20 protein-coding genes and 1 riboswitch are annotated in these 18,009 nt (G+C 73.9%); of the genes, 11 read left to right on the top strand and 9 right to left on the bottom strand.

Annotated features, from left to right (window positions below):
- Positions 1–2: 2 nt before the first annotated feature.
- From ACIBTV_RS23655 to ACIBTV_RS23635, 5 genes are read left to right on the top strand one after another with little or no spacing between them, the layout of a single operon-like run.
- Entirely contained in the window at positions 3–743 is a 741-nt protein-coding gene (locus ACIBTV_RS23655; RefSeq protein ID WP_396708132.1) for an SRPBCC family protein, read from the top strand.
- The gene (locus tag ACIBTV_RS23650) at positions 736–1,140 is read left to right on the top strand and encodes a cupin domain-containing protein (protein ID WP_396708130.1); all 405 of its coding nucleotides are present in this window, start codon (positions 736–738) and stop codon (positions 1,138–1,140) included. The genes ACIBTV_RS23655 and ACIBTV_RS23650 overlap by 8 nt, the downstream gene beginning before the upstream one ends.
- Complete coding sequence (locus ACIBTV_RS23645; protein ID WP_396708128.1) at positions 1,137–2,411, top strand: beta-ketoacyl-[acyl-carrier-protein] synthase family protein; 1,275 nt, start codon at positions 1,137–1,139, stop codon at positions 2,409–2,411. The genes ACIBTV_RS23650 and ACIBTV_RS23645 overlap by 4 nt, the downstream gene beginning before the upstream one ends.
- Positions 2,408–3,658 carry a beta-ketoacyl synthase N-terminal-like domain-containing protein gene (locus tag ACIBTV_RS23640; protein WP_396708126.1) on the top strand — a complete coding sequence of 417 codons (1,251 nt, stop codon included), beginning with the start codon at positions 2,408–2,410 and terminating at the stop codon, positions 3,656–3,658. Before ACIBTV_RS23645 ends, ACIBTV_RS23640 begins: the two co-directional genes overlap by 4 nt.
- Positions 3,651–3,971: an antibiotic biosynthesis monooxygenase gene (locus tag ACIBTV_RS23635; protein ID WP_091589009.1), complete on the top strand. Its 321-nt coding sequence runs from the start codon at positions 3,651–3,653 to the stop codon at positions 3,969–3,971. The genes ACIBTV_RS23640 and ACIBTV_RS23635 overlap by 8 nt, the downstream gene beginning before the upstream one ends.
- 5 nt (positions 3,972–3,976) lie before the next feature.
- Here ACIBTV_RS23635 and ACIBTV_RS23630 read toward each other — a convergent pair whose 3' ends face one another.
- The 3 genes from ACIBTV_RS23630 to ACIBTV_RS23620 all read right to left on the bottom strand — a co-directional run bounded on the left by ACIBTV_RS23630 (position 3,977) and on the right by ACIBTV_RS23620 (position 6,348).
- Positions 3,977–4,915, bottom strand: a complete 939-nt coding sequence (locus ACIBTV_RS23630) for an exo-alpha-sialidase (RefSeq protein WP_396708124.1) — start codon at positions 4,913–4,915, stop codon at positions 3,977–3,979.
- Positions 4,916–5,030: 115 nt separating this feature from the next.
- Entirely contained in the window at positions 5,031–5,426 is a 396-nt protein-coding gene (locus tag ACIBTV_RS23625) for an MmcQ/YjbR family DNA-binding protein (protein WP_396708123.1), read from the bottom strand.
- 25 nt (positions 5,427–5,451) lie between these two features.
- On the bottom strand, positions 5,452–6,348 hold the full coding sequence (locus ACIBTV_RS23620) for an aminoglycoside phosphotransferase family protein (RefSeq protein WP_396708121.1): 897 nt from the start codon (positions 6,346–6,348) through the stop codon (positions 5,452–5,454).
- A gap of 124 nt (positions 6,349–6,472) precedes the next feature.
- Here ACIBTV_RS23620 and ACIBTV_RS23615 point away from each other — a divergent pair, with 124 nt between their 5' ends.
- Both ACIBTV_RS23615 and ACIBTV_RS23610 read left to right on the top strand, forming a co-directional pair.
- Entirely contained in the window at positions 6,473–7,588 is a 1,116-nt protein-coding gene (locus ACIBTV_RS23615; RefSeq protein WP_396708119.1) for an alpha-hydroxy acid oxidase, read from the top strand.
- Positions 7,589–7,679: 91 nt separating this feature from the next.
- Positions 7,680–7,946, top strand: a complete 267-nt coding sequence (locus tag ACIBTV_RS23610) for a hypothetical protein (RefSeq protein WP_396708117.1) — start codon at positions 7,680–7,682, stop codon at positions 7,944–7,946.
- 118 nt (positions 7,947–8,064) lie between these two features.
- Here ACIBTV_RS23610 and ACIBTV_RS23605 read toward each other — a convergent pair whose 3' ends face one another.
- The 5 genes from ACIBTV_RS23605 to ACIBTV_RS23585 all read right to left on the bottom strand — a co-directional run bounded on the left by ACIBTV_RS23605 (position 8,065) and on the right by ACIBTV_RS23585 (position 13,615).
- On the bottom strand, positions 8,065–9,504 hold the full coding sequence (locus ACIBTV_RS23605; RefSeq protein ID WP_396708115.1) for a glycine hydroxymethyltransferase: 1,440 nt from the start codon (positions 9,502–9,504) through the stop codon (positions 8,065–8,067).
- Between the two features lie 20 nt (positions 9,505–9,524).
- Positions 9,525–9,614, bottom strand: a riboswitch (ZMP/ZTP riboswitch).
- Positions 9,615–9,765: 151 nt separating this feature from the next.
- Complete coding sequence (locus ACIBTV_RS23600; protein ID WP_396708114.1) at positions 9,766–10,266, bottom strand: hemerythrin domain-containing protein; 501 nt, start codon at positions 10,264–10,266, stop codon at positions 9,766–9,768.
- Between the two features lie 134 nt (positions 10,267–10,400).
- Entirely contained in the window at positions 10,401–11,885 is a 1,485-nt protein-coding gene (locus tag ACIBTV_RS23595) for a S8 family peptidase (RefSeq protein WP_396708112.1), read from the bottom strand.
- A 145-nt stretch (positions 11,886–12,030) separates the two neighbouring features.
- Positions 12,031–12,900, bottom strand: coding sequence for an NAD(P)H-hydrate dehydratase (locus ACIBTV_RS23590; RefSeq protein ID WP_396708110.1), 870 nt, complete (start codon positions 12,898–12,900; stop codon positions 12,031–12,033).
- The gene (locus ACIBTV_RS23585; protein ID WP_396708108.1) at positions 12,884–13,615 is read right to left on the bottom strand and encodes a histidine phosphatase family protein; all 732 of its coding nucleotides are present in this window, start codon (positions 13,613–13,615) and stop codon (positions 12,884–12,886) included. Before ACIBTV_RS23585 ends, ACIBTV_RS23590 begins: the two co-directional genes overlap by 17 nt.
- 145 nt (positions 13,616–13,760) lie before the next feature.
- On the opposite strand from ACIBTV_RS23585, the gene ACIBTV_RS23580 reads away from it, so the two are divergent.
- Complete coding sequence (locus ACIBTV_RS23580; RefSeq protein WP_396708250.1) at positions 13,761–13,991, top strand: hypothetical protein; 231 nt, start codon at positions 13,761–13,763, stop codon at positions 13,989–13,991.
- A 153-nt stretch (positions 13,992–14,144) separates the two neighbouring features.
- Positions 14,145–15,116, top strand: a complete 972-nt coding sequence (locus ACIBTV_RS23575) for a DNA polymerase domain-containing protein (protein ID WP_396708106.1) — start codon at positions 14,145–14,147, stop codon at positions 15,114–15,116.
- 36 nt (positions 15,117–15,152) lie between these two features.
- On the opposite strand, the gene ACIBTV_RS23570 is transcribed toward ACIBTV_RS23575, so the two are convergent.
- Positions 15,153–15,659 carry an Lrp/AsnC family transcriptional regulator gene (locus ACIBTV_RS23570; protein WP_396708104.1) on the bottom strand — a complete coding sequence of 169 codons (507 nt, stop codon included), beginning with the start codon at positions 15,657–15,659 and terminating at the stop codon, positions 15,153–15,155.
- A gap of 73 nt (positions 15,660–15,732) precedes the next feature.
- On the opposite strand from ACIBTV_RS23570, the gene pdhA reads away from it, so the two are divergent.
- Complete coding sequence (gene pdhA, locus ACIBTV_RS23565; protein ID WP_396708248.1) at positions 15,733–16,932, top strand: pyruvate dehydrogenase (acetyl-transferring) E1 component subunit alpha; 1,200 nt, start codon at positions 15,733–15,735, stop codon at positions 16,930–16,932.
- The gene (locus ACIBTV_RS23560) at positions 16,929–17,951 is read left to right on the top strand and encodes an alpha-ketoacid dehydrogenase subunit beta (RefSeq protein ID WP_396708246.1); all 1,023 of its coding nucleotides are present in this window, start codon (positions 16,929–16,931) and stop codon (positions 17,949–17,951) included. The genes pdhA and ACIBTV_RS23560 overlap by 4 nt, the downstream gene beginning before the upstream one ends.
- The last annotated feature ends 58 nt before the right edge of the window (positions 17,952–18,009 follow it).

Genomic DNA, 18,009 nt, shown 5'->3' with positions numbered 1-18,009 from the left:
CGATGACCGTCACCCGAGGCCACCCGCTGACCACCGAGATCACCGACATCCTCGTGGCCCACTGCGGACTCGACGCCGAGGCCGCCGCCAACGCCCCCGCCGCGTCCCTGGAGGAGCTCGGCCTGGACTCGCTCGCGCTGCTCGAACTCTCCGCGGTCGTCGCCGACCGCTACCGGGTGCAGATACCCGAGCAGGCCGCGCAGCTGAGCATCCCGGCCGTCGCCGACCTCGTCGCCCGCGGCTCCGAACAACCGGGACACACCGAGAACAGCATCGTCATCGACGCGCCGCTGCCACTGGTCTGGGAGATCACCAACGACGTGGCGAACTGGACGGAGCTGTTCACCGAGTACGCCGTGGTGGAGATCCTGCACCGGGAGGGCGACACGGTCCGGTTCCGCCTCACCATGTACCCGGACGAGAACGGGGTGTCGTGGAGCTGGGTCAGCGAGCGCACCGCCGACCCGGCGACCCGGCAGGTGCACGCGCGCCGGGTGGAGACCGGGCCGTTCGAGTACATGCGGATCCACTGGTGGTACGCCGCCGAGGCGGAGGGCACCCGGATGACCTGGGTGCAGGACTTCGCGATGAAGCCGACCGCCCCGGTGGACAACGCCGCCATGACCGATCGGATCAACGCCAACAGCGCCGTGCAGCTCGCTGTCATCAAGGAGCGGATCGAGCGGCGGTTGCGCACCGGCGAGATCGCGGTCGTGGGTGGAGCGGGGGTCGGCGATGAATGAGCGCCTCCTGGGCCTGGTCGCCGCGCGGGACGTGCCGGCGGACCGCCGCCGTGGCGGGGAGCTGCGGGTGCTGCTCGGCCCGCGTACCGTCGGCGCCACCTCCGGCTTCCTCGGCGTGGCCGCCCTCCAGCCGGGGGAACGCATCGCCGAGCACTACCACCCCTACAGCGAGGAGTTCCTCTACGTCGCGCGGGGCGCCATCACGGTGGACCTGGACGACGAGCCGGTGCCGCTGGACGCCGGCGAGGCGCTGTTCGTGCCGCTGAACGTCCGTCACCGGCTGCGCAACACCGGCGACGAGCCGGCCGAGGTCGTCTTCCACCTGGGGCCCCTCGCGCCCCGACCGGAACTCGGCCACGTCGACACGGAGCTGGCCGAGCAGGGGAGCTCGTCATGAGTGGGCGCCGCACGGTGGTGACCGGGATCGGCGTGGTCGCCCCCGGCGGCGTCACCCGGGACCGGTTCTGGAAGTCGATCACCGAGGGGCGGACGGCCACCCGGCGGATCACCTTCTTCGACCCGTCGCCGTTCCGGTCCCGGATCGCCGCCGAGTGCGACTTCGACCCGGTCGCCGCCGGTCTCACCGAGGTCGACCGGCGCCGCTGCGACCGGTACGTGCAGTTCGCCCTCGCCTGCGCCGACGAGGCGGTCGCCGACGCCGGCCTGGCGCTCACCGACGCCGAGCGGGACCGGGCTGGGGTGGTGCTCGGCACCGCGGTGGGCGGCACCATGGCGTTGGAGCAGCAGTACGTCGAGGTCAGCGACTCCGGCCGGCGCTGGCTGGTCGACCCGGCCCGCGGCGGCCCGTACCTCTACCAGGCCCTTGTGCCGAGCAGCCTCGCCGCGGACGTCGCCTGCCGGCACGGGCTGCACGGCCCGGCCCAGGTCGTCTCCACCGGCTGCACCTCCGGCATCGACGCCATCGGCTACGCCCACCAGCTCATCGCCGACGGGGAGGCGGACGTCGTTCTCGCCGGGGCCGCCGACTCGCCGATCTCGCCGGTCACCGTCGCGTCCTTCGACGCGATCAAGGCGACCAGCCCGGACAACGACGACCCCGCGCACGCCTCCCGACCGTTCGACGCCGACCGGCACGGCTTCGTCCTCGCCGAGGGCGCGGCGGTGCTGGTGCTGGAAGAGGCCGGGCACGCCCGCCGGCGGGGCGCGCACGTCTACTGCGAGATCGCCGGGTACGCCAACCACAGCAACGGCTACCACATGACCGGGCTGCGGCCGGACGGGGTGGAGATGGCGCTGGCCATCAGCGCGGCGATGCGGCAGGCCCGGATCGCCCCGGAGGACGTGTCGTACATCAGCGCCCACGGCTCCGGCACCCGGCAGAACGACCGGCACGAGACCGCAGCGTTCAAGCGGGCGCTGGGCGACGCCGCGTACCGGGTGCCGGTCAGCTCCATCAAGTCGATGGTGGGGCACTCGCTGGGCGCGATCGGTTCGATCGAGATGGCGGCCTGCGCGCTGGCGATCGAGTTCGGGGTGGTGCCGCCGACGGCCAACTGGTCCACCCGCGATCCGGAGTGCGACCTGGACTACGTGCCGAACGAGGCGCGGGAGCTGCCGGTCGACACGGCCCTCTCGGTGGGCAGCGGCTTCGGCGGCTTCCAGTCCGCGATGATCTTCCGTCGGCTCGCCGGGGCGGTCGCCGCGTGACCGCGCGGGCGGTGGTCACCGGCATCGGGGTGGTCGCGCCGAGCGGGATCGGCGTCGACGCGCACTGGCGTACGGTGCTGACCGGCACCCGCCGGACGGGCCCGATCACCCTGTTCGACCCGGCCGGCTACCCGACCCGCCTCGCCGGGGAGGTGCCCGGCTTCGACTCCGGCGGATGGGCCCAGAGCCGCCAGCTCGTGCAGACCGACCGGTGGACCCACCTGGGGTTCGCGGCCACCCGGCTGGCGCTGGCCGACGCCGGGCTGCCGGAGCGGGCCACCGACCCGTACGAATACGCGGTCACCCTCGCCAGCTCCTCCGGCGGCAACCTGTTCGGCCAGCGGGAGCTGCAGCGGCTGTGGGGCGGCCCGTCGCGCACGGTCGGGGCGTACCAGTCGATCGCCTGGTTCTACGCCGCCAGCGTCGGGCAGCTCAGCATCCACCACCAGCTGAAGGGCCCGTGCGGGGTGCTGGTCAGCGAGGCGGCCGGCGGCCTGGACAGCCTCGCGCACGCCGTCCGGTCGGTACGCCGGGGCACCCCCGTGGTGATCGCCGGCGGCACCGAGTGCCCGCTGAGCCCGTACGCCCTGGCCTGCCAGCTGCGCTCCGGTCTGCTCAGCGACGTCGCCGACCCGGAGCGGGCCTACCGCCCGTTCGACACCGGGGCCAGCGGCTACCTGCCGGCCGAGGGCGGCGCGGTCTTCGTGGTGGAGGAGCTGGGGCACGCGCTGGCGCGGGGCGCCCGGGTCTACGGCGAGCTGACCGGCTGGGCGGCCACCCACGACGCCGCCCACACCGGTCCGGACAGCGCGGGCGACCCCACCCAGTACGCCCGGGCGATGCGGCTGGCCCTGGAGCGGGCCGGCGTCGGGCCGGACGCGGTCGACGTGGTGCTGCCCGACGCGCTGGGCGTGGCCCGCTACGACCGGAGCGAGGCGACGGCGCTGCGCTCGGTGTTCGGCGACCGACCGCCACCGGTGAGCACCGCCAAGCCGCTGACCGGGCGCGCCCACCAGGGCGGCTCCGCCCTGGACGTGGCGACGGCGCTGCTCGCCTTCCGCCACGACACCCTGCCCGCCTCGGCGGGACCGGACGAGGTGGCCGACGGCTGCGAGCTGGACTTCCTGCGCGAGCACCGGCGGCCGCGCAGCCGGGTGGCGCTGATCTGCGCCCGGGGCTTCGACGGGTTCAACAGCGCGCTGGTGCTGCGCGGGGCGGCACCGTCGAGGGAGGACGACGATGACTGACGGACAGCGGGCGCGGGTGGTGTTCCTGGTTCGGGTGCCGACCGAGCGGACGGCGGCGTTCCTGGCCGCGTACGAGGCGATCCGGCACCTGGTCGCCGGCGGGGTGCCGGGGCATCTGGTGGACCAGGTGTGCCGGTCCTCGGCCGACCCGGAGCAGTGGCTCATCACCAGCGAGTGGGCGACGCTGGCGGACTTCGAGGCGTGGGAGCGCAGCGCGGAGCACCGGGACCTGGTCCGGCCGATGCGGGAGTGCTTCACCGACGCCCGGTCGCTGCGCTTCCACATCCACGCGCAGACCCCGACGCCGGTCTGACCCGCTCAGCCCAGGGCCACCTCGGCCAGGTAGACGCAGGTGCGTCCCTCGTGGCTGGAGTAGTAGCTGACCCACAGCACGTCGTCGTGCCAGACCAGCCCCGGGTAGCTGGTGTCCCCGCCGGAGGGCAGGGCGACCAGTTCGGTCAACTCGCCCCGCTCGGCGTCGAGCGCGCAGATCGCCGTGCGGACCGGGCCGTCGTGCAGCCGTACGCCGGCCAGCAGGCGACCGTCCGGCAGCCGCAGCAGGGCCGGCCCGCCCACCTGGACACCCAGGTCGGTCCAGTGCCAGTCCCGGTACGGCGGGCGGGCCCGGCCCAGTTGCGCGGTGGCCGTGTCCCGGTCCCGGCGCAGCAGGCACAGCGCGGTCCCGTCCGGCTCGAACACCAGGCCCGACTCGTTCGGGTAGCCGTCGCTGAACAGCGTCTCCACCACGGGGTGCAGGTCGAGCCCGTCGCCGCTGCGGTAGAGCCGCAGGAAGCGCGGCTCCCGGGTGGCGTAGCCGAGCCCGTACATCGCGCCGTCGCGCCAACCGGCCCGCCACACCCAGACGTGCGGCTCGCCGACCGGTGTCGGGTCGCCCCAGCGGTGCCCGTCCCGGGAGAGCCAGGTGAGCGTCCGGAACTCCTTGGTGGTCTCGCCGGTCGCGGCGGCGGCGAACAGTTGCAGGCGACCGTCCGGACGGGACACGAAGTGCGGGTCCCGCAGGTCGCTGCCCGCGCGGTGCAGCTGCGCCGCGGAGGTCCAGGAGCGCCCGTCGGGGGAGGCGAGGATGCGGAGCACGCCGTCGCCGGAGACGTGCGTAGTGCCCTCGCGGAAGGCGCAGAACCAGGTGTCGCCGTGCCGCACCAGGTCGGTGAAGGCGCTGTGCGGTGCCGTGTCGCCGATCCGGCGCACCGCCGTGACGTGGGCTGGGGTGGTGCGGCTGGTCGGTGGCGGCGTCATGCGGGGCGGCCTCCTGCGGCGTCCGGTCCGGCGGACAACGCTAGGGGCTTCGGCGTACGCCCGGGCGACCCGGCGGCGAACGGCCGGCGAACAAGCGGGGTGGCCGGCGGGTCCCCTACTCCGTGCCCTGCGCCCGGTGCGCGGCGGCGAGCCGCTTCGGCGCCCGGTCGTACCACGCCTCGACCACCAGCTCGGTCAGCTCGGGCAGCGCGATCCGGTCCAGCCGCACCAGCACCGCCGGGTAGCCGTCGAAGTGGGGCGTGGTGAAGTAGACGTCCGGAGCGTCGGCGAGCAGGGCCTCCTTGGCGCCGAGGTCGGGCACCCGGGCGCCGAGGATCGGCCCGTCCGGCGCATCGTCACCGAGCGCGGCCAGGTCGGCCCTGCGCAGCGGCCGCTCCCAGACGAACGGCTTGTCGCGCACCCGCCAGGCCGGCAGGCCGTCGTACGACCCGCGCTCGGTCGTCTCCGGCAGGCTCGCGACGATCCGACGGACGTCCTCCCAGCTGGCCATCCTCCGAGGGTACGGCCGGACGGGCTCAGCCGGCGGCCCACCGTTCGGCCAGCACCTCGTCGAGGGCGTGTCGCGCTCCGGCCGCCTTGGCCCGGTCCGGGTCGTCCAGGCTGATCAGCGCCTTCCACAGTGCCCACCCGCGCCCTCGGGCCCAGGTCGCCGGGTCGATCGCCAGCGTCTCCCGGAACGCCGCGCGGCTTCTCCCGTGCAGCAGGGTCCACGCGATGACCACGTCGCACGCCGGGTCGCCGACCCCGCAACAGCCGAAGTCGATGACGGCGGCCAGCCGACCGTCGCGGACCAGCAGGTTGCCGACCGCCACGTCACCGTGGAACCAGACCGGCGGGCCGGCCCACGCGGCGGCCAGGGCGGCGGCCCAGATCGCGGTCACCGCGTCGGCCGGGACCCGGTCACCGAGCCGGTCGAGGGCGCGGCGGACGTCCCCGTCGTACGTGGCCAGGGGCGCCCCGCGCCAGGCGCTGTGCGCGGCCGCGGCCGGTCCACCGGTCGGGTCGACGGCCTGCAGCGCGGCGAGGAAGCCGGCGAGGTCGACCGCGAACCCGGTCAGGTCGGCGATCCGGTCCGGGGCCGCGACCTCCCCGTCGATCCAGCGGTGGACCGACCAGGGGAACGGGTAGTCGTCGTCCGGCTCACCCTGGGCGAGGGGAGTGGGCACCGGCAGCGGCAGGTGCGGCGCGAGCACCGGCAGCCACCGCTGCTCCTTGGCGACCTGCGGCGCGTACCCCTCGGCGCTGGGCAGGCGCACGGTCATCGCGTCGCCGAGGTGGAAGGTGCGATTGTCCCAGCCGCCGTGCCGGACGGGTCGGACCGGCAGCCGCGCCCAGCGCGGGAACTGGGCCGCGACGAGCCGACGCACCAGCGCGACGTCGATCCGATCGGCGATCGCGATCTCGTCTCCCACGCGCCCGAGCCTGCTCCGGGTCGCACCGCGCGGGCAATCGGTTTACCGCCGTCAGGGCGATTGACGGCCCGACGGGGCGGCGGCAGACTTCCTGGCTCCGAGCCTGCCCAGGAGGTGCCGCGCAGTGGCCGAGCCGATCGCGACCGACCTGCCGGCCGGTGCGCCGCCGGTGTGCCTGGCCGACTTCGCCGAGCGGGCCCGCGCGGTCCTCCCCGAGCCGGTGTGGGACTACGTCGCCGGGGGCAGCGGCGGCGAGGTCACCCTCACCGCCAACCGGCGCGCCCTCGACCGGGTGGCGGTGCTGCCGCGCGTGCTGCGGGGCGTGGAGGTGCCGGACCTGACGACGCCGCTGCTGGGCCGCCGGTACGCGATGCCGGTGGGTGTGGCCCCGATCGCGTACCAGCGGCTGGTGCATCCCGACGGGGAGTTGGCGTTGGCGGCGGCGGCCGGTGCGGCGGGCGTCCCCTACGTGGCCAGCACGTTGGGCAGCGTGCCGATCGAGCAGGTGGCGGCGACCGGGGCGGAGGTCTGGTTCCAGCTCTACTGGCTGCGGGACCGGGAGCTGGTGCGGGACCTGCTGGCCCGGGTGCGGGACGCGGGCTGTCGAGCGTTGGTGGTCACCGTGGACGTGCCGGTGCTGGGTCGGCGCTTCCGGGACCTGCGCAACGCGTTCCGGCTGCCGCCCGGGGTGACCGCCGCGAACCTGCCCAACGGCCGGCACGACCTGGCCCACGGCGGCAGCCCCGGCGTGTCCCCGGTCCCGGCCCGATCCGGGGCGGACTTCGCCCCGGCGCTGCGCTGGGCCGACCTGGCCTGGCTGCGCGAGCAGATCGACCTGCCCCTGGTGGTGAAGGGTGTGCTCGACCCCCGGGACGCGCGGGACGCGGTGCGGGCCGGCGCGGACGCGGTGGTGGTCTCCAACCACGGCGGCCGGCAGCTCGACGGGGCGCCGGCCAGCGTCACCATGCTGCCGGAGGTGGTGGAGGCCGTCGGTGACCGGTGTGAGGTGTTCCTGGACAGCGGGGTCCGCAGCGGCACCGACGTGCTGCGGGCGTTGGCGCTCGGCGCCACCGGCGTGCTGGTGGGTCGACCGCTGCTCTGGGCTCTCGCCGTGGGCGGCCGGCCCGGCGCCGAGACCGCGCTGGGTCTGCTCGCCGGTGAGCTGCGTGACGCGCTGGCCCTGGCCGGCTGCGCCGACCCGGCCGCCGCCCGGGAGCTGCGTACCGTCCCGGTGGGCTGACGCCGAGCGGTCTCATGAGGTTGACACATCGCGTTCACCGCGTGGCAAAGCGCGACCGCCGCCGTTTCGGTGTCCTGGATGGACGGTCATAATGGGCCCCATGGTTGCCTGGGAGTACGCCTTGCTCGTCCGCCGCTATCAGGGACAGGGCCGCAATTTCCACGTCTCGTTCGTCTGGTACGGGCCCGACGGGTCCCGCACCGACATCACGGCGTACGGGGACACCGCCGTCGCCCACCTCAACCGGGTCGGCCGCGACGGGTGGGAGCTGGTCTCGGCGGCGGAGGACGTGAACAACGTGCAGGGCAGCACCGAGGTGCACCGCTACCACCTCAAGCGTCCCCTGACCCGCCCCTGACCCCCCGCTCCGGCCCCCGGCCCTCGCCGGGCCCGCCGGAAACCGGTGATCAAGAGGTTCGCGTCACGGCACGGCCGGAATCTGACGCGAACCTCTTGATCAACAGGGTTGTGCGGGGTCAGGTCAGGTCGACCATCGGGTAGAGCGGGAAGCCGGTCAGCAGCTCGGCCGCCTGGCGGGCCACCTTGTCGGCGACGGCCGGGTCGAGCACGTACTTGGCCTTCGACGGAGTGCCGTCGGCGTTGGCGCCGGCGCTGGTCTGGCTCAGCACGGTGTGGATCAGCTCGGCGGTCTGGTCCATCTCGGCGGTGCCCAGCCCACGCGTGGTGAGCGCGGGGGTGCCGATGCGGATGCCGGAGGTGTACCACGCGCCGTTCGGGTCCTGCGGCACCGAGTTGCGGTTGGTGACGATGCCCGAGTCCAGCAGCGCCTGCTCGGCCTGCCGGCCGGTCAGCCCGTACGACGTGACGTCGATGATCGCCAGGTGGTTGTCGGTGCCGCCGGTGACCAGGGTGGCGCCCCGGCGCAGCAGCCCCTCGGCCAGCGCCTGCGCGTTGGCGACGATCCGCTGGGCATAGTCGGCGAAGTCCGGGCGGCGCGCCTCGGCCAGCGCCACCGCCTTCGCGGCCATCACGTGCGGCAGCGGGCCGCCGAGCACCATCGGGCAGCCCCGGTCGACCTGCTCGGCCAACTCCGGCTGGCAGAGCACCATGCCGCCACGCGGACCCCGCAGCGACTTGTGGGTGGTCGTGGTGACGATGTGCGCGTGCGGCACCGGGTCGAAGTCGCCGGTGAACACCTTGCCGGCGACCAGCCCGGCGAAGTGCGCCATGTCCACCATGAAGGTGGCGCCGACCGAGTCGGCGATCTCCCGCATGATCCGGAAGTTGACCTTCCGCGGGTACGCGGAGTAGCCGGCCACCAGGATCAGCGGCTTGAACTCCCGCGCCGCCTCGGCGACCTTGTCGTAGTCGATCAGCCCGGTGGCCGGGTCGGTGCCATAGCTGCGCTGGTCGAACATCTTGCCGGAGATGTTCGGACGGAAGCCGTGGGTGAGGTGGCCGCCGGCGTCCAGCGACATGCCGAGCATCCGCTGGTTGCCCAGCTCCCGGCGCAACGCGAACCAGTCCGCCTCGGTGAGGTCGTTGACCTGGCGGGCCTGCGCCTTCTTCAGCGCCGGGGCCTCCACCCGGTCGGCCAGGATCGCCCAGAACGCCACCAGGTTGGCGTCGATGCCGGAGTGCGGCTGCACGTACGCGTGCGGGGCGCCGAACAGCTCACGGGCGTGCTCGGCGGCGAGCGCCTCGACGGTGTCCACGTTCTGGCAGCCGGCGTAGAAGCGCCGACCGACGGTGCCCTCGGCGTACTTGTCACTGAACCAGTTGCCCATCGCCAGCAGCGTGGCGGGGGAGGCGTAGTTCTCGCTGGCGATCAGCTTGAGCGACTCGCGCTGGTCGGCGAGCTCCGCACCGATGGCGTCGGCCACCCGGGGCTCGACGGCGCGGATCACTTCGAGCGCGCTGCGGAAGGCGGTGGATTCGGCGTTCGGCGACGACATGCGAGACCTCCTACTGACGTACGGAAGGCCCAGGCGCTCGGCAGACGTCCTCATGACGGGGCCGCTCCCCGATGGTTCTCCATCCCCACGCGCCAGTCACGGCCCGCTGACGATCCTACCGGTAGCGGACCCCGGCACCCGGGTCGACCTCGACCGCCGGGCCGGGACGGGGTCGGCGGGCCCACCCCGACGCCCACCGAGGGCCCGACAACCGCGAGGGGCCCGGCGATACGCCGGGCCCCTCGCGGTTGGGTGGCGCGGTCAGGCGGTCACCGCGTCCAGGGCCTTCTGGACGGCCTTCGCGTCGGTCGGCTTGCGCGGGGCCTCCGCACGCAGCGCGATCATCCGCTCACCGATCTCCTGGAGCTGCTTGCGGCCGAGCGCGTCCCGCACCTTCGGGAACCACTCCTGCTCCTCCTCCTCGACGTGGTGCAGCACGTTCTCGATCAGCACCGTCGTCTTGGCGTTGAAGTGCTCGTCCTCGGCGTCCATCGCGAACAGCTCCGCGCAGAGCACGTCCGCCACGTGGTGCTCCTCGTACGACTCGAGGATGTCGTCCTCCAGGTCCGGCAGGAGCCGGCGGACCTCCGGGTACATCACCTCGTTCTCCAGGTAGGTGTGCACCGTGAGGGCCTCCACGATCTCGCCCACCAGCTTCTGCCGCCGGCTCGCCGGCCCCTCCTCGGCCTCCTGGAAGGCCTTGAACAGGCGGCGCATCTCCTTGTGGTCCTCTTTCAGCAGGACGATGGCATCGGTCGACACGGGCTGACCTCCTCGGTTGTGGCTCGGGGTGATCGTCTCCCTACCCCGGCGGTGAACAGGGGAAACAGCTGTCCCTCGAAAGAGGAGGGGCCCGGCGCCGACGCGCCGGGCCCCTCCGGGGGTCGTGCCGGGTGCTACTTCACCACGTTGTAGGCGCTCACCATGCCCGCGCCGTAGAACCCGTTACGGGCGCCACCGGCACAGGTGGCGTCGTAGGCGTGCGGTCCGTCGGGGTGCAGCGGCGCCGGGTTGTAGACGCCCTCGGGGCAGGCCTTCGCCACCGCGGTGCTCTGCAGGAACGCGGCCAGTTGGCCGGGGTTCATGCCCGGGTGGGCGGAGAGCGCCAGGGCCGCGACGCCGGTGGCGTGCGGGCCGGACATCGAGGTGCCCTGCTTGTAGCCCCACCCGTTGGTGCGGGTGGTGGTGTTGAAGGTCGTCGACAGGATCTGGTCGGTGGTGGTCCCGCTGACCCCCCGGGTGCGGAACCGGCTGTCGCCGCCCGGGGCCGTCACCTCGACCACACCCTGCCCGTACGAGGAGTAGTAGCTCTTCTCCCCGGTCGGGCCCACCGCCGAGACGGTCAGCACGCCCGGCGCCTCGGCCGGGAGGTCGAGGCAGGCGCTGTTGACCTCGCGCACCTCCGGGGTGCCGTTGTTGGGGCTGCCGGCGTCGACGCTCTTGTGCTGGAGGTCGACGTTGGAGTTGCCGGCGGAGGCCACGTTCAGCACGCCCTTGCTCGCCGAGTAGCGGATGGCCCGCTGCACGGCCTGCCACACCGGACGCTGGCGTGCGTCGTTGCGGCAGTTGAACTCCCACGGGTCGATGTAGTAGCTGTTGTTGGTCAGCTGCATCCCGTGCTCGGCGGCCCAGACGAACCCGCAGACCGCAGCCTCCGGGAAGATGTAGCCCTCGTCGTTGACGACCTTCACGGCGGCGACCTTCACGCCGGGGGCGACGCCGGTGACGCCGACGCCGTTGACGGCGGCGGCGATGGTGCCGGCGACGTGCGTGCCGTGGTCCGAGGTGGTGGGGTTCCAGGCCGCCTCGGTGGTGTCGACGACACCGCCGACGCAGGACGTGCTCTTGTCCTTGGCGATCTGGCCGGCCAGGTCGGGGTGGCTGCTGGAGATGCCGCTGTCCAGCACGCCCACCAGCACGTCGGGGCTGCCTGCGTTGACGGCGTGCGCCTGGGGGACGCCGATCATCGACATGTCCCACTGCTGGGCGAACAGCGGCTCACCCGTCGGGTCGGCCGTGGCGGTCACGGCGTCGGCGGCCGCGACCTCGATGGTCTCACCCTCGTCCAGGGCGCTGCCCAGGCCGGTGGTGGCGGCGACCGAGTCGACCCCGGCACCGGCGACCGCCGTGGCGAACGCCGGATTGGTCGAGCGGACCACGAGGACGCCGATCTGGTCGTAGCGGGCGACCACCGTGCCGTCGGCGGCGGCCACCCGGGCCGCCGCCCGGTCCGTCTTCCCGCCCTGCGGGGCGAGGACGAGGAACGTGGTCTCCGGACCGGCGGCCGAGGCCGCCGGCGCCAGCCCGCCGGTCACGGCGAGGCCGATGCCGAGCGTCAGCGCTGACGCCGCGGCGAGTGTCTTGCGACGGATCACCTTCACACAGACTCCCAGGGCTGTTCCCCGCCGGGCGTGCGCACCCCGAGGGTGCTCCCGGCGGGAGGCGGACGGGGCGCCGCCTCCGCCCGGAACAGCGCGGTCGGTCGATGCCGCGTTACACCCAGCTGCCCTGCCCGGCCGACGAGTGTCAGACCGTGGCGATGGTGTGCGGAATCTCGTCGAGCAGCTCGCGGGCCAGGAACCCGATCCGGCCGTACTGGGGGACCAGCCGCTGGCCGCTCACCGCGTGCGCGAACGCCGCCCAGCAGGCCGCCTGCGCCGGCTGCGCCCCACGGGAGAGCAGCCCGGCGAGCAGACCGCAGCGCACGTCACCACTGCCCGACGTGCCGAGCCCGGCGTCGCCGCTCTCCTCCCGCCAGCTTCCGCCGTCGGGGGAGGCGACGTGCCCGAACAGCGAGACGACGGCGTCGTACCGGTCGGCCAGCTCGGCCGCCTCGGCGTCCAGGTCCTCGCCCACGTCCCGGCCGAGCAGGTGCCGCGCCTCGGTGAGGTTGGGGGTGAGCACCACCGGACGGCCCGCGCCGGCCAGCAGGCCCGGCTCGTGGCTGAGCGCACCCAGCGCGTACGCGTCGAGCACCAGCGCGGTGTCCGACGCCGCCGCGTCGCGTACCACGTGCAGCAGCCGCAGCGTCTCGTCGATGTCGTTGAGCCCCGGACCGACGGCCACCACGTCGGCGGCGGCGACGAGGTCGCAGAGCCGGTCGCCGGAGCGGCCGGCGACCGCGCCGTCGCTGGTCTCGGGCAGCCCCACCACCAGCGCCTCGGGCACCTGGATGCTCAGCGCGGCGGCGGTGGACTCGGCGGCGGCCAGCTGGAGCACCCCGGCCCCGGCGCGCAGCGCGGCGACCCCGGCCAGCAGCACCGCCCCCGGCGTGAAGCGCGACCCGCCGACCACCAGCACGGTGCCCCGAGCCTCCTTGCCGCCCGACGGCACGGGCAGCGCCCAGTCGCGCAGCAGGGCCGGAGTGATCACCTTGGTGTCAGACCGGTTCGGCATGGACCTCGTCCTCCCGGGTCGGCCGGGCACCCTGCCGGTGCAGGTGACCGACGTCGTTGAACACGTCGAGGGTCAGCCGGCCGGCGTCGTCGGCGGACCAGCCGGTGATCGAGCAGTTCGCGATCACGTGCTGCCGGGTGAGGGCCATCAGCTGCTCCTCGGTCAACCCCTCCACCAGGTAGCGGAGCATGAACACGAGCGCGTCGTGGCCGAAGAGCAGCACCCGCTCGCCCTCGTGGTCGCGGCGCAGGTCGCCGAGGAGCGCGCGTAGCCGCAGCGCGACGTCGGTCCAGGCCTCACCGCCGGGCGGCCGGTAGTAGAACTTGCCGAGCCGGGACCGCCGCGCCGCCTCGTCCGGGAAGCGCGCGCGTACCCCGTGCGGCGTCAGCCCGTCCAGGATGCCCAGCTCCCGGTCGCGCAGCCGCTCGTCCCGGCTGACCGGGACGCCGGTGCCGTCGAGGGCCAGCTCGGCGGTGCGCACCGCCCGCAGGTACGGCGAGACCACCGCGACGTCGGGACGTCGATGCGGTGGCAACCCGGCGAGCCACCGCCCGGTGGCTCGGGCTTGCTCCTCCCCGGTGGGGGAGAGGGGCACGTCGGCGTCCCGGTGGGTGAGGCCGATCAACTCGGCGCCGGTGGACTCGGCGTGGGCCGCGGCCACGTTCGCCGTGCTCTCGCCGTGCCGGACGATCCAGAGCGTCGCCAGTTCCGCCATGCGCGAACCCCTACCCGGGCGCCGCGCCGGATAACCGCCGCCCGCGGGCGGCGGCTTCGGCGGCGGGCGGTGCGGGCGTGAAGCCGGAGAGGCCGGGTAAGCGTCGGGTCCACGAGCCGATCAGGGGAGGTACGCCGTGGCGAGCATGACCAAGGAGCAGATGAGCCCGGTCAGGGACAAGAACTACGACCTCATCAGGACGCTGCAGATGTCGTTGGAGCACATCCACCGGATGCAGACGTACATCGACGACGCGGAGCAGCGCGGGGACAGCGAGCTGGCCGACTGGTTCCGCAAGATCCAGGACAACAACCGCAAGGCGGGTGACCAGGGCAAGCAGATGTTGATGGCCCGCATGCAGCAGGAGAAGCGCTGACCGACGAGGTCGTCGGCCGGGCGGACCAGGCGGTCACGCCCGGCCGTCTGGCGTCCGCGCCCGAGGCCCGTACCGACGGCGGACAGTCGTCCCCCTGCGTGGCGGCGGACGGGTGACCCACCCGGCACGGTCGCGCGTCGTACCCTCGGGGGCGTGGCGGGCGCTGCCGAGGAGATCCAGGTCGGGGAGCGGGTGGTCCGCGTCTCCAGCCCCGACAAGCCCTACTTCCCCGAGCGCGGGCTGACCAAGCTCGACGTCGTCCGCTACTTCCTGGCCGTCGGCGACGGCATCCTGCGGGCTCTACGGGACCGGCCGACGATGCTGGAGCGCTGGCCGCGCGGGGTCTTCGAGGGCGCGAAGATCGGCACCCGGCAGGACAACCGGGGTGACGCCTTCTACCAGAAGCGGCTCCCGGCCGGGGCGCCCGACTGGGTGCGCACCGCCCACATCACGTTCCCCAGCGGGCGTACGGCCGACGAGGTCGCGCCCAGCGAGCTGGCGGTGGTGATCTGGGCGGCCAACCTGGGCACCCTGCGCTTCCACCCGTGGCCGGTCTCCGCGGCCGACGTGGAGCGCCCCGACCAGCTGCGCATCGACCTCGACCCGATGCCCGGCGTCGACTTCGCCCAGGTGGTGCCGGTGGCCCACGAGGTGCGCGCCTTCCTGGGCGAGCTGGGCCTGACCGGCTACCCGAAGACCACCGGCGGTCGGGGGCTGCACATCTACCTGTCCATCGAGCCGCGCTGGGGCTTCGGCGACTGCCGTCGGGCGGTGCTGGCACTGGGCCGCGAGATGCAGCGCCGTCTGCCGGACCTGGTCACCACCACCTGGTGGCGCGAGCAGCGGGACCGGCCGGTCTTCGTGGACTACAACCAGATGTCCCGGGACCACACGATGGCCTCGGCGTACTCCATCCGGCCGACGCCGCGCGCGCTGGTCTCCGCGCCGCTGGACTGGGCCGAGCTGGACGCGGCCCGCCCGGAGGACTTCGACGTGCTCTCGATGCCCGCCCGGTTCGCCGAGCGCGGCGACCCGCACGCCGGCCTGGACGAGCGGCGCTTCTCCCTGGAGCCGCTGCTGGAGCTGGCCGACCGGGACGGGCTGGAGGCACCGCCCGAGCGGTGAGCCGTCCCGGGGCCGCGTCACGGCGCGCGGGCCGGGTCACGCCCAGGGGGTGCGGGTGCCGTCGAACTCCTCGAAGACCAGCCACGTGCGGGTCGACAGCACCCCGGGGATGCCCTGGATCCGGCCCAGCACGACGTCCCGCAGGGCCGCGTTGTCCGGGGCCCGGACCAGCGCCAGGACGTCGTGCTCGCCGCCGAGCAGCGCGGCGTGCTCGATGTAGGGGACGCCGGCAAGCTCCGCCGACACCTCCCGCCAGGTGTTCTGCTGGATGGTCAGCGCGATGTACGCCGACGTGCCCAGCCCGGCCGGCTCCGGCGCGACCTGTGCCCGGAACCCGGTGATCACGCCGTCGCGCAGCAGCCGCTCCACCCGGGCGTACGCGTTGGTGCGGGAGATGTGGATCCGCTCGGCGAGGGTGCGCACCGAGGTGCGGCCGTCCCGGACCAGTTCGTCGAGGATCCGCCGGTCGACCTCGTCCAAGGGGCGGACCGTTCGTCCCGTCCCGCCCTCCGGCGTCGCTTCCGGGCCGGTCTCCTGGCTCACTGAAGCCCCTCCTGAGTGCCATTGGTCCCACGTTTACGGTGGATCTTGAGCAAAACATCCGACACGCAGGAGCATAGGGCCACCACACGTCCAGGAGGTCCCCGCCGTGACGACCACACCCCAGGCGGTCCGCAGGGCATCCACGCGCACCCGCCGGTCCGCCGCCACCCCCGCCGACCCGGCGCGTCCGCTGCTGCCCGGCGCGGAGCCGGTGCGCCTGCTCGACCCGAGCGGCACGCCGCTGCCCGCCCGCACCGACTACCCCGAGCCGCCCGCCGACGCCCTGCGCGAGATGTACCGCCGGATGGTTGTCGGCCGCCGGTTCGACGCCCAGTCCACCGCCCTCACCAAGCAGGGCCGGCTGGCCGTCTACCCGTCCGCCCGCGGCCAGGAGGCCTGCCAGGTCGGCGCGATGCTCGCCGTACGCGACAGCGACTGGGTCTTCCCGACCTATCGGGAGTCGATGGCGCTGGTCTCCCGGGGCCTCGACCCGGTCGAGGTGCTGACCCTGCTGCGCGGCGACTGGCACTGCGGGTACGACCCGGCCGCCCGGCACACCGCGCCGCAGTGCACCCCCCTCGCCACCCAGTGCGTGCACGCCGCCGGACTGGCCTACGGCGAGGCGTACCAGGGGCGCGACACCGTGGCGCTGGCCTTCATCGGTGACGGCGCGACCAGCGAGGGCGACTTCCACGAGGGGATCAACTTCGCGGCGGTGTTCAAGGCGCCGGTGGTCTACTTCGTGCAGAACAACCGGTACGCGATCAGCGTGCCGCTGTCCCGGCAGACCGCCGCCCCGTCCCTGGCGTACAAGGGCGTCGGCTACGGCGTACCCAGCGAGCAGGTCGACGGCAACGACCCCGTCGCCGTGCTGGCCGTGCTCACCCGCGCGGTCGAGCACGCCCGGGCCGGTAACGGGCCGTTCCTGGTGGAGGCGCACACCTACCGGATGGAGCCGCACACCAACGCCGACGACGCCACCCGCTACCGCGACGGCTCCGAGGTCGACGCCTGGCGGGACCGGGACCCGATCAGCCGGCTGGAGACCTACCTGCGGACGCGGGGTGAGCTGGACGACGACGCGGTCGCCGCGATCGCGGCGGAGGCCGAGCAGTACGCGGCGGCGCTGCGCGAGCGGATGAACGCCCAACCCACGGTGGATCCGCTCAGCCTCTTCGACCACGTCTACGCGACGCCGACGCCGCAGCTCGTGGAGCAGCGCGAACAGGTCCGCGCCGAGCTGGCAGCGGCCGAGCAGGAGGGGGACGCCTGATGGCCACCACCATGGCGAAGGCGCTCAACACGGCGCTCGCCGACGCGATGGCCGAGGACGATCGGGTCGTCGTCTTCGGTGAGGACGTCGGCGCGCTCGGCGGCGTCTTCCGCATCACCGACGGCCTGCAGGCCCGGTTTGGGGACAAGCGCTGCTTCGACACCCCGCTCGCCGAGGCCGGCATCGTCGGCTTCGCGGTCGGCTTGGCCATGTCCGGGCTGCGGCCGGTGGTCGAGATGCAGTTCGACGCGTTCGCGTACCCGGCGTTCGAGCAGATCGCCTCGCACGTCGCGAAGCTGCGCAACCGCACCCGCGGCGCGCTCAGCGTGCCGATCGTCATTCGGGTCCCCTACGCCGGCGGCATCGGCGGCGTCGAGCACCACTGCGACTCCAGCGAGGCGTACTACGCGCACACCCCCGGCCTGAAGGTCGTCACCCCGGCGACCGTCGCCGACGCGTACTCGCTGCTGCGGGAGGCGATCGCCGACCCGGACCCGGTGGTCTTCATGGAGCCGAAGAAGCTCTACTTCTCCAGCGCCGACGCGGAGCTGCCGGCGCGGGCCGAACCGTTCGGCCGCGCGGTCGTCCGCCGCCCGGGCCGCGACGCCACCCTCGTCGCGTACGGGCCGGCGGTGCCGGTCGCGATGGAGGCCGCCGAGGCCGCCCGCGAGGAGGGCTGGGACCTCGAGGTGGTGGACGTCCGCACCATCGTGCCGTTCGACGACGAGACGATCACCGCCTCGGTGCGCCGGACCGGCCGGTGCGTGGTGATCCAGGAGGCGCCCGGCTTCGCCGGCGTCGGCGCCGAGATCGCCGCCCGGGTGCAGGAACGCTGCTTCCACGCCCTGCACGCCCCGGTGCTGCGGGTCGCCGGGCTGGACATCCCCTACCCGGCGCCGATGCTGGAGCACACGCACCTGCCCGGCGTCGACCGGGTGCTCGACGCGGTCGCCCGGCTCCAGTGGGACGACCAGCCCGACGCCCGGTGGATCGCCACGCCCCAGGGCAGCGCGGCATGAGCGGGCGCAGCGAGCGAATCATGAGGTGCCGGGCGGTCGAGCCTCGTGCCGACGCCGA

This window comes from Micromonospora sp. NPDC049366 (genome assembly GCF_044466625.1).
Lineage (GTDB): Bacteria > Actinomycetota > Actinomycetes > Mycobacteriales > Micromonosporaceae > Micromonospora.
The sequence above is the reverse complement of the archived record's forward strand: the minus strand, read 5'-3'. Positions and strand labels throughout refer to the sequence as shown.

Excerpts from the sequence above, each read along its gene's own strand:
- ACIBTV_RS23650 (WP_396708130.1), top strand. The coding sequence starts at position 736 with ATGAATGAGCGCCTCCTGGGCCTGGTCGCCGCGCGGGACGTGCCGGCG.
- ACIBTV_RS23605 (WP_396708115.1), bottom strand. The coding sequence starts at position 9,504 with ATGTCGTCGCCGAACGCCGAATCCACCGCCTTCCGCAGCGCGCTCGAA.
- ACIBTV_RS23635 (WP_091589009.1), top strand. The coding sequence starts at position 3,651 with ATGACTGACGGACAGCGGGCGCGGGTGGTGTTCCTGGTTCGGGTGCCG.
- ACIBTV_RS23580 (WP_396708250.1), top strand. The coding sequence starts at position 13,761 with ATGACCAAGGAGCAGATGAGCCCGGTCAGGGACAAGAACTACGACCTC.
- ACIBTV_RS23630 (WP_396708124.1), bottom strand. The coding sequence starts at position 4,915 with ATGACGCCGCCACCGACCAGCCGCACCACCCCAGCCCACGTCACGGCG.
- ACIBTV_RS23645 (WP_396708128.1), top strand. The coding sequence starts at position 1,137 with ATGAGTGGGCGCCGCACGGTGGTGACCGGGATCGGCGTGGTCGCCCCC.
- ACIBTV_RS23590 (WP_396708110.1), bottom strand. The coding sequence starts at position 12,900 with ATGCCGAACCGGTCTGACACCAAGGTGATCACTCCGGCCCTGCTGCGC.
- ACIBTV_RS23625 (WP_396708123.1), bottom strand. The coding sequence starts at position 5,426 with ATGGCCAGCTGGGAGGACGTCCGTCGGATCGTCGCGAGCCTGCCGGAG.
- ACIBTV_RS23610 (WP_396708117.1), top strand. The coding sequence starts at position 7,680 with ATGGGCCCCATGGTTGCCTGGGAGTACGCCTTGCTCGTCCGCCGCTAT.
- ACIBTV_RS23585 (WP_396708108.1), bottom strand. The coding sequence starts at position 13,615 with ATGGCGGAACTGGCGACGCTCTGGATCGTCCGGCACGGCGAGAGCACG.
- ACIBTV_RS23655 (WP_396708132.1), top strand. The coding sequence starts at position 3 with ATGACCGTCACCCGAGGCCACCCGCTGACCACCGAGATCACCGACATC.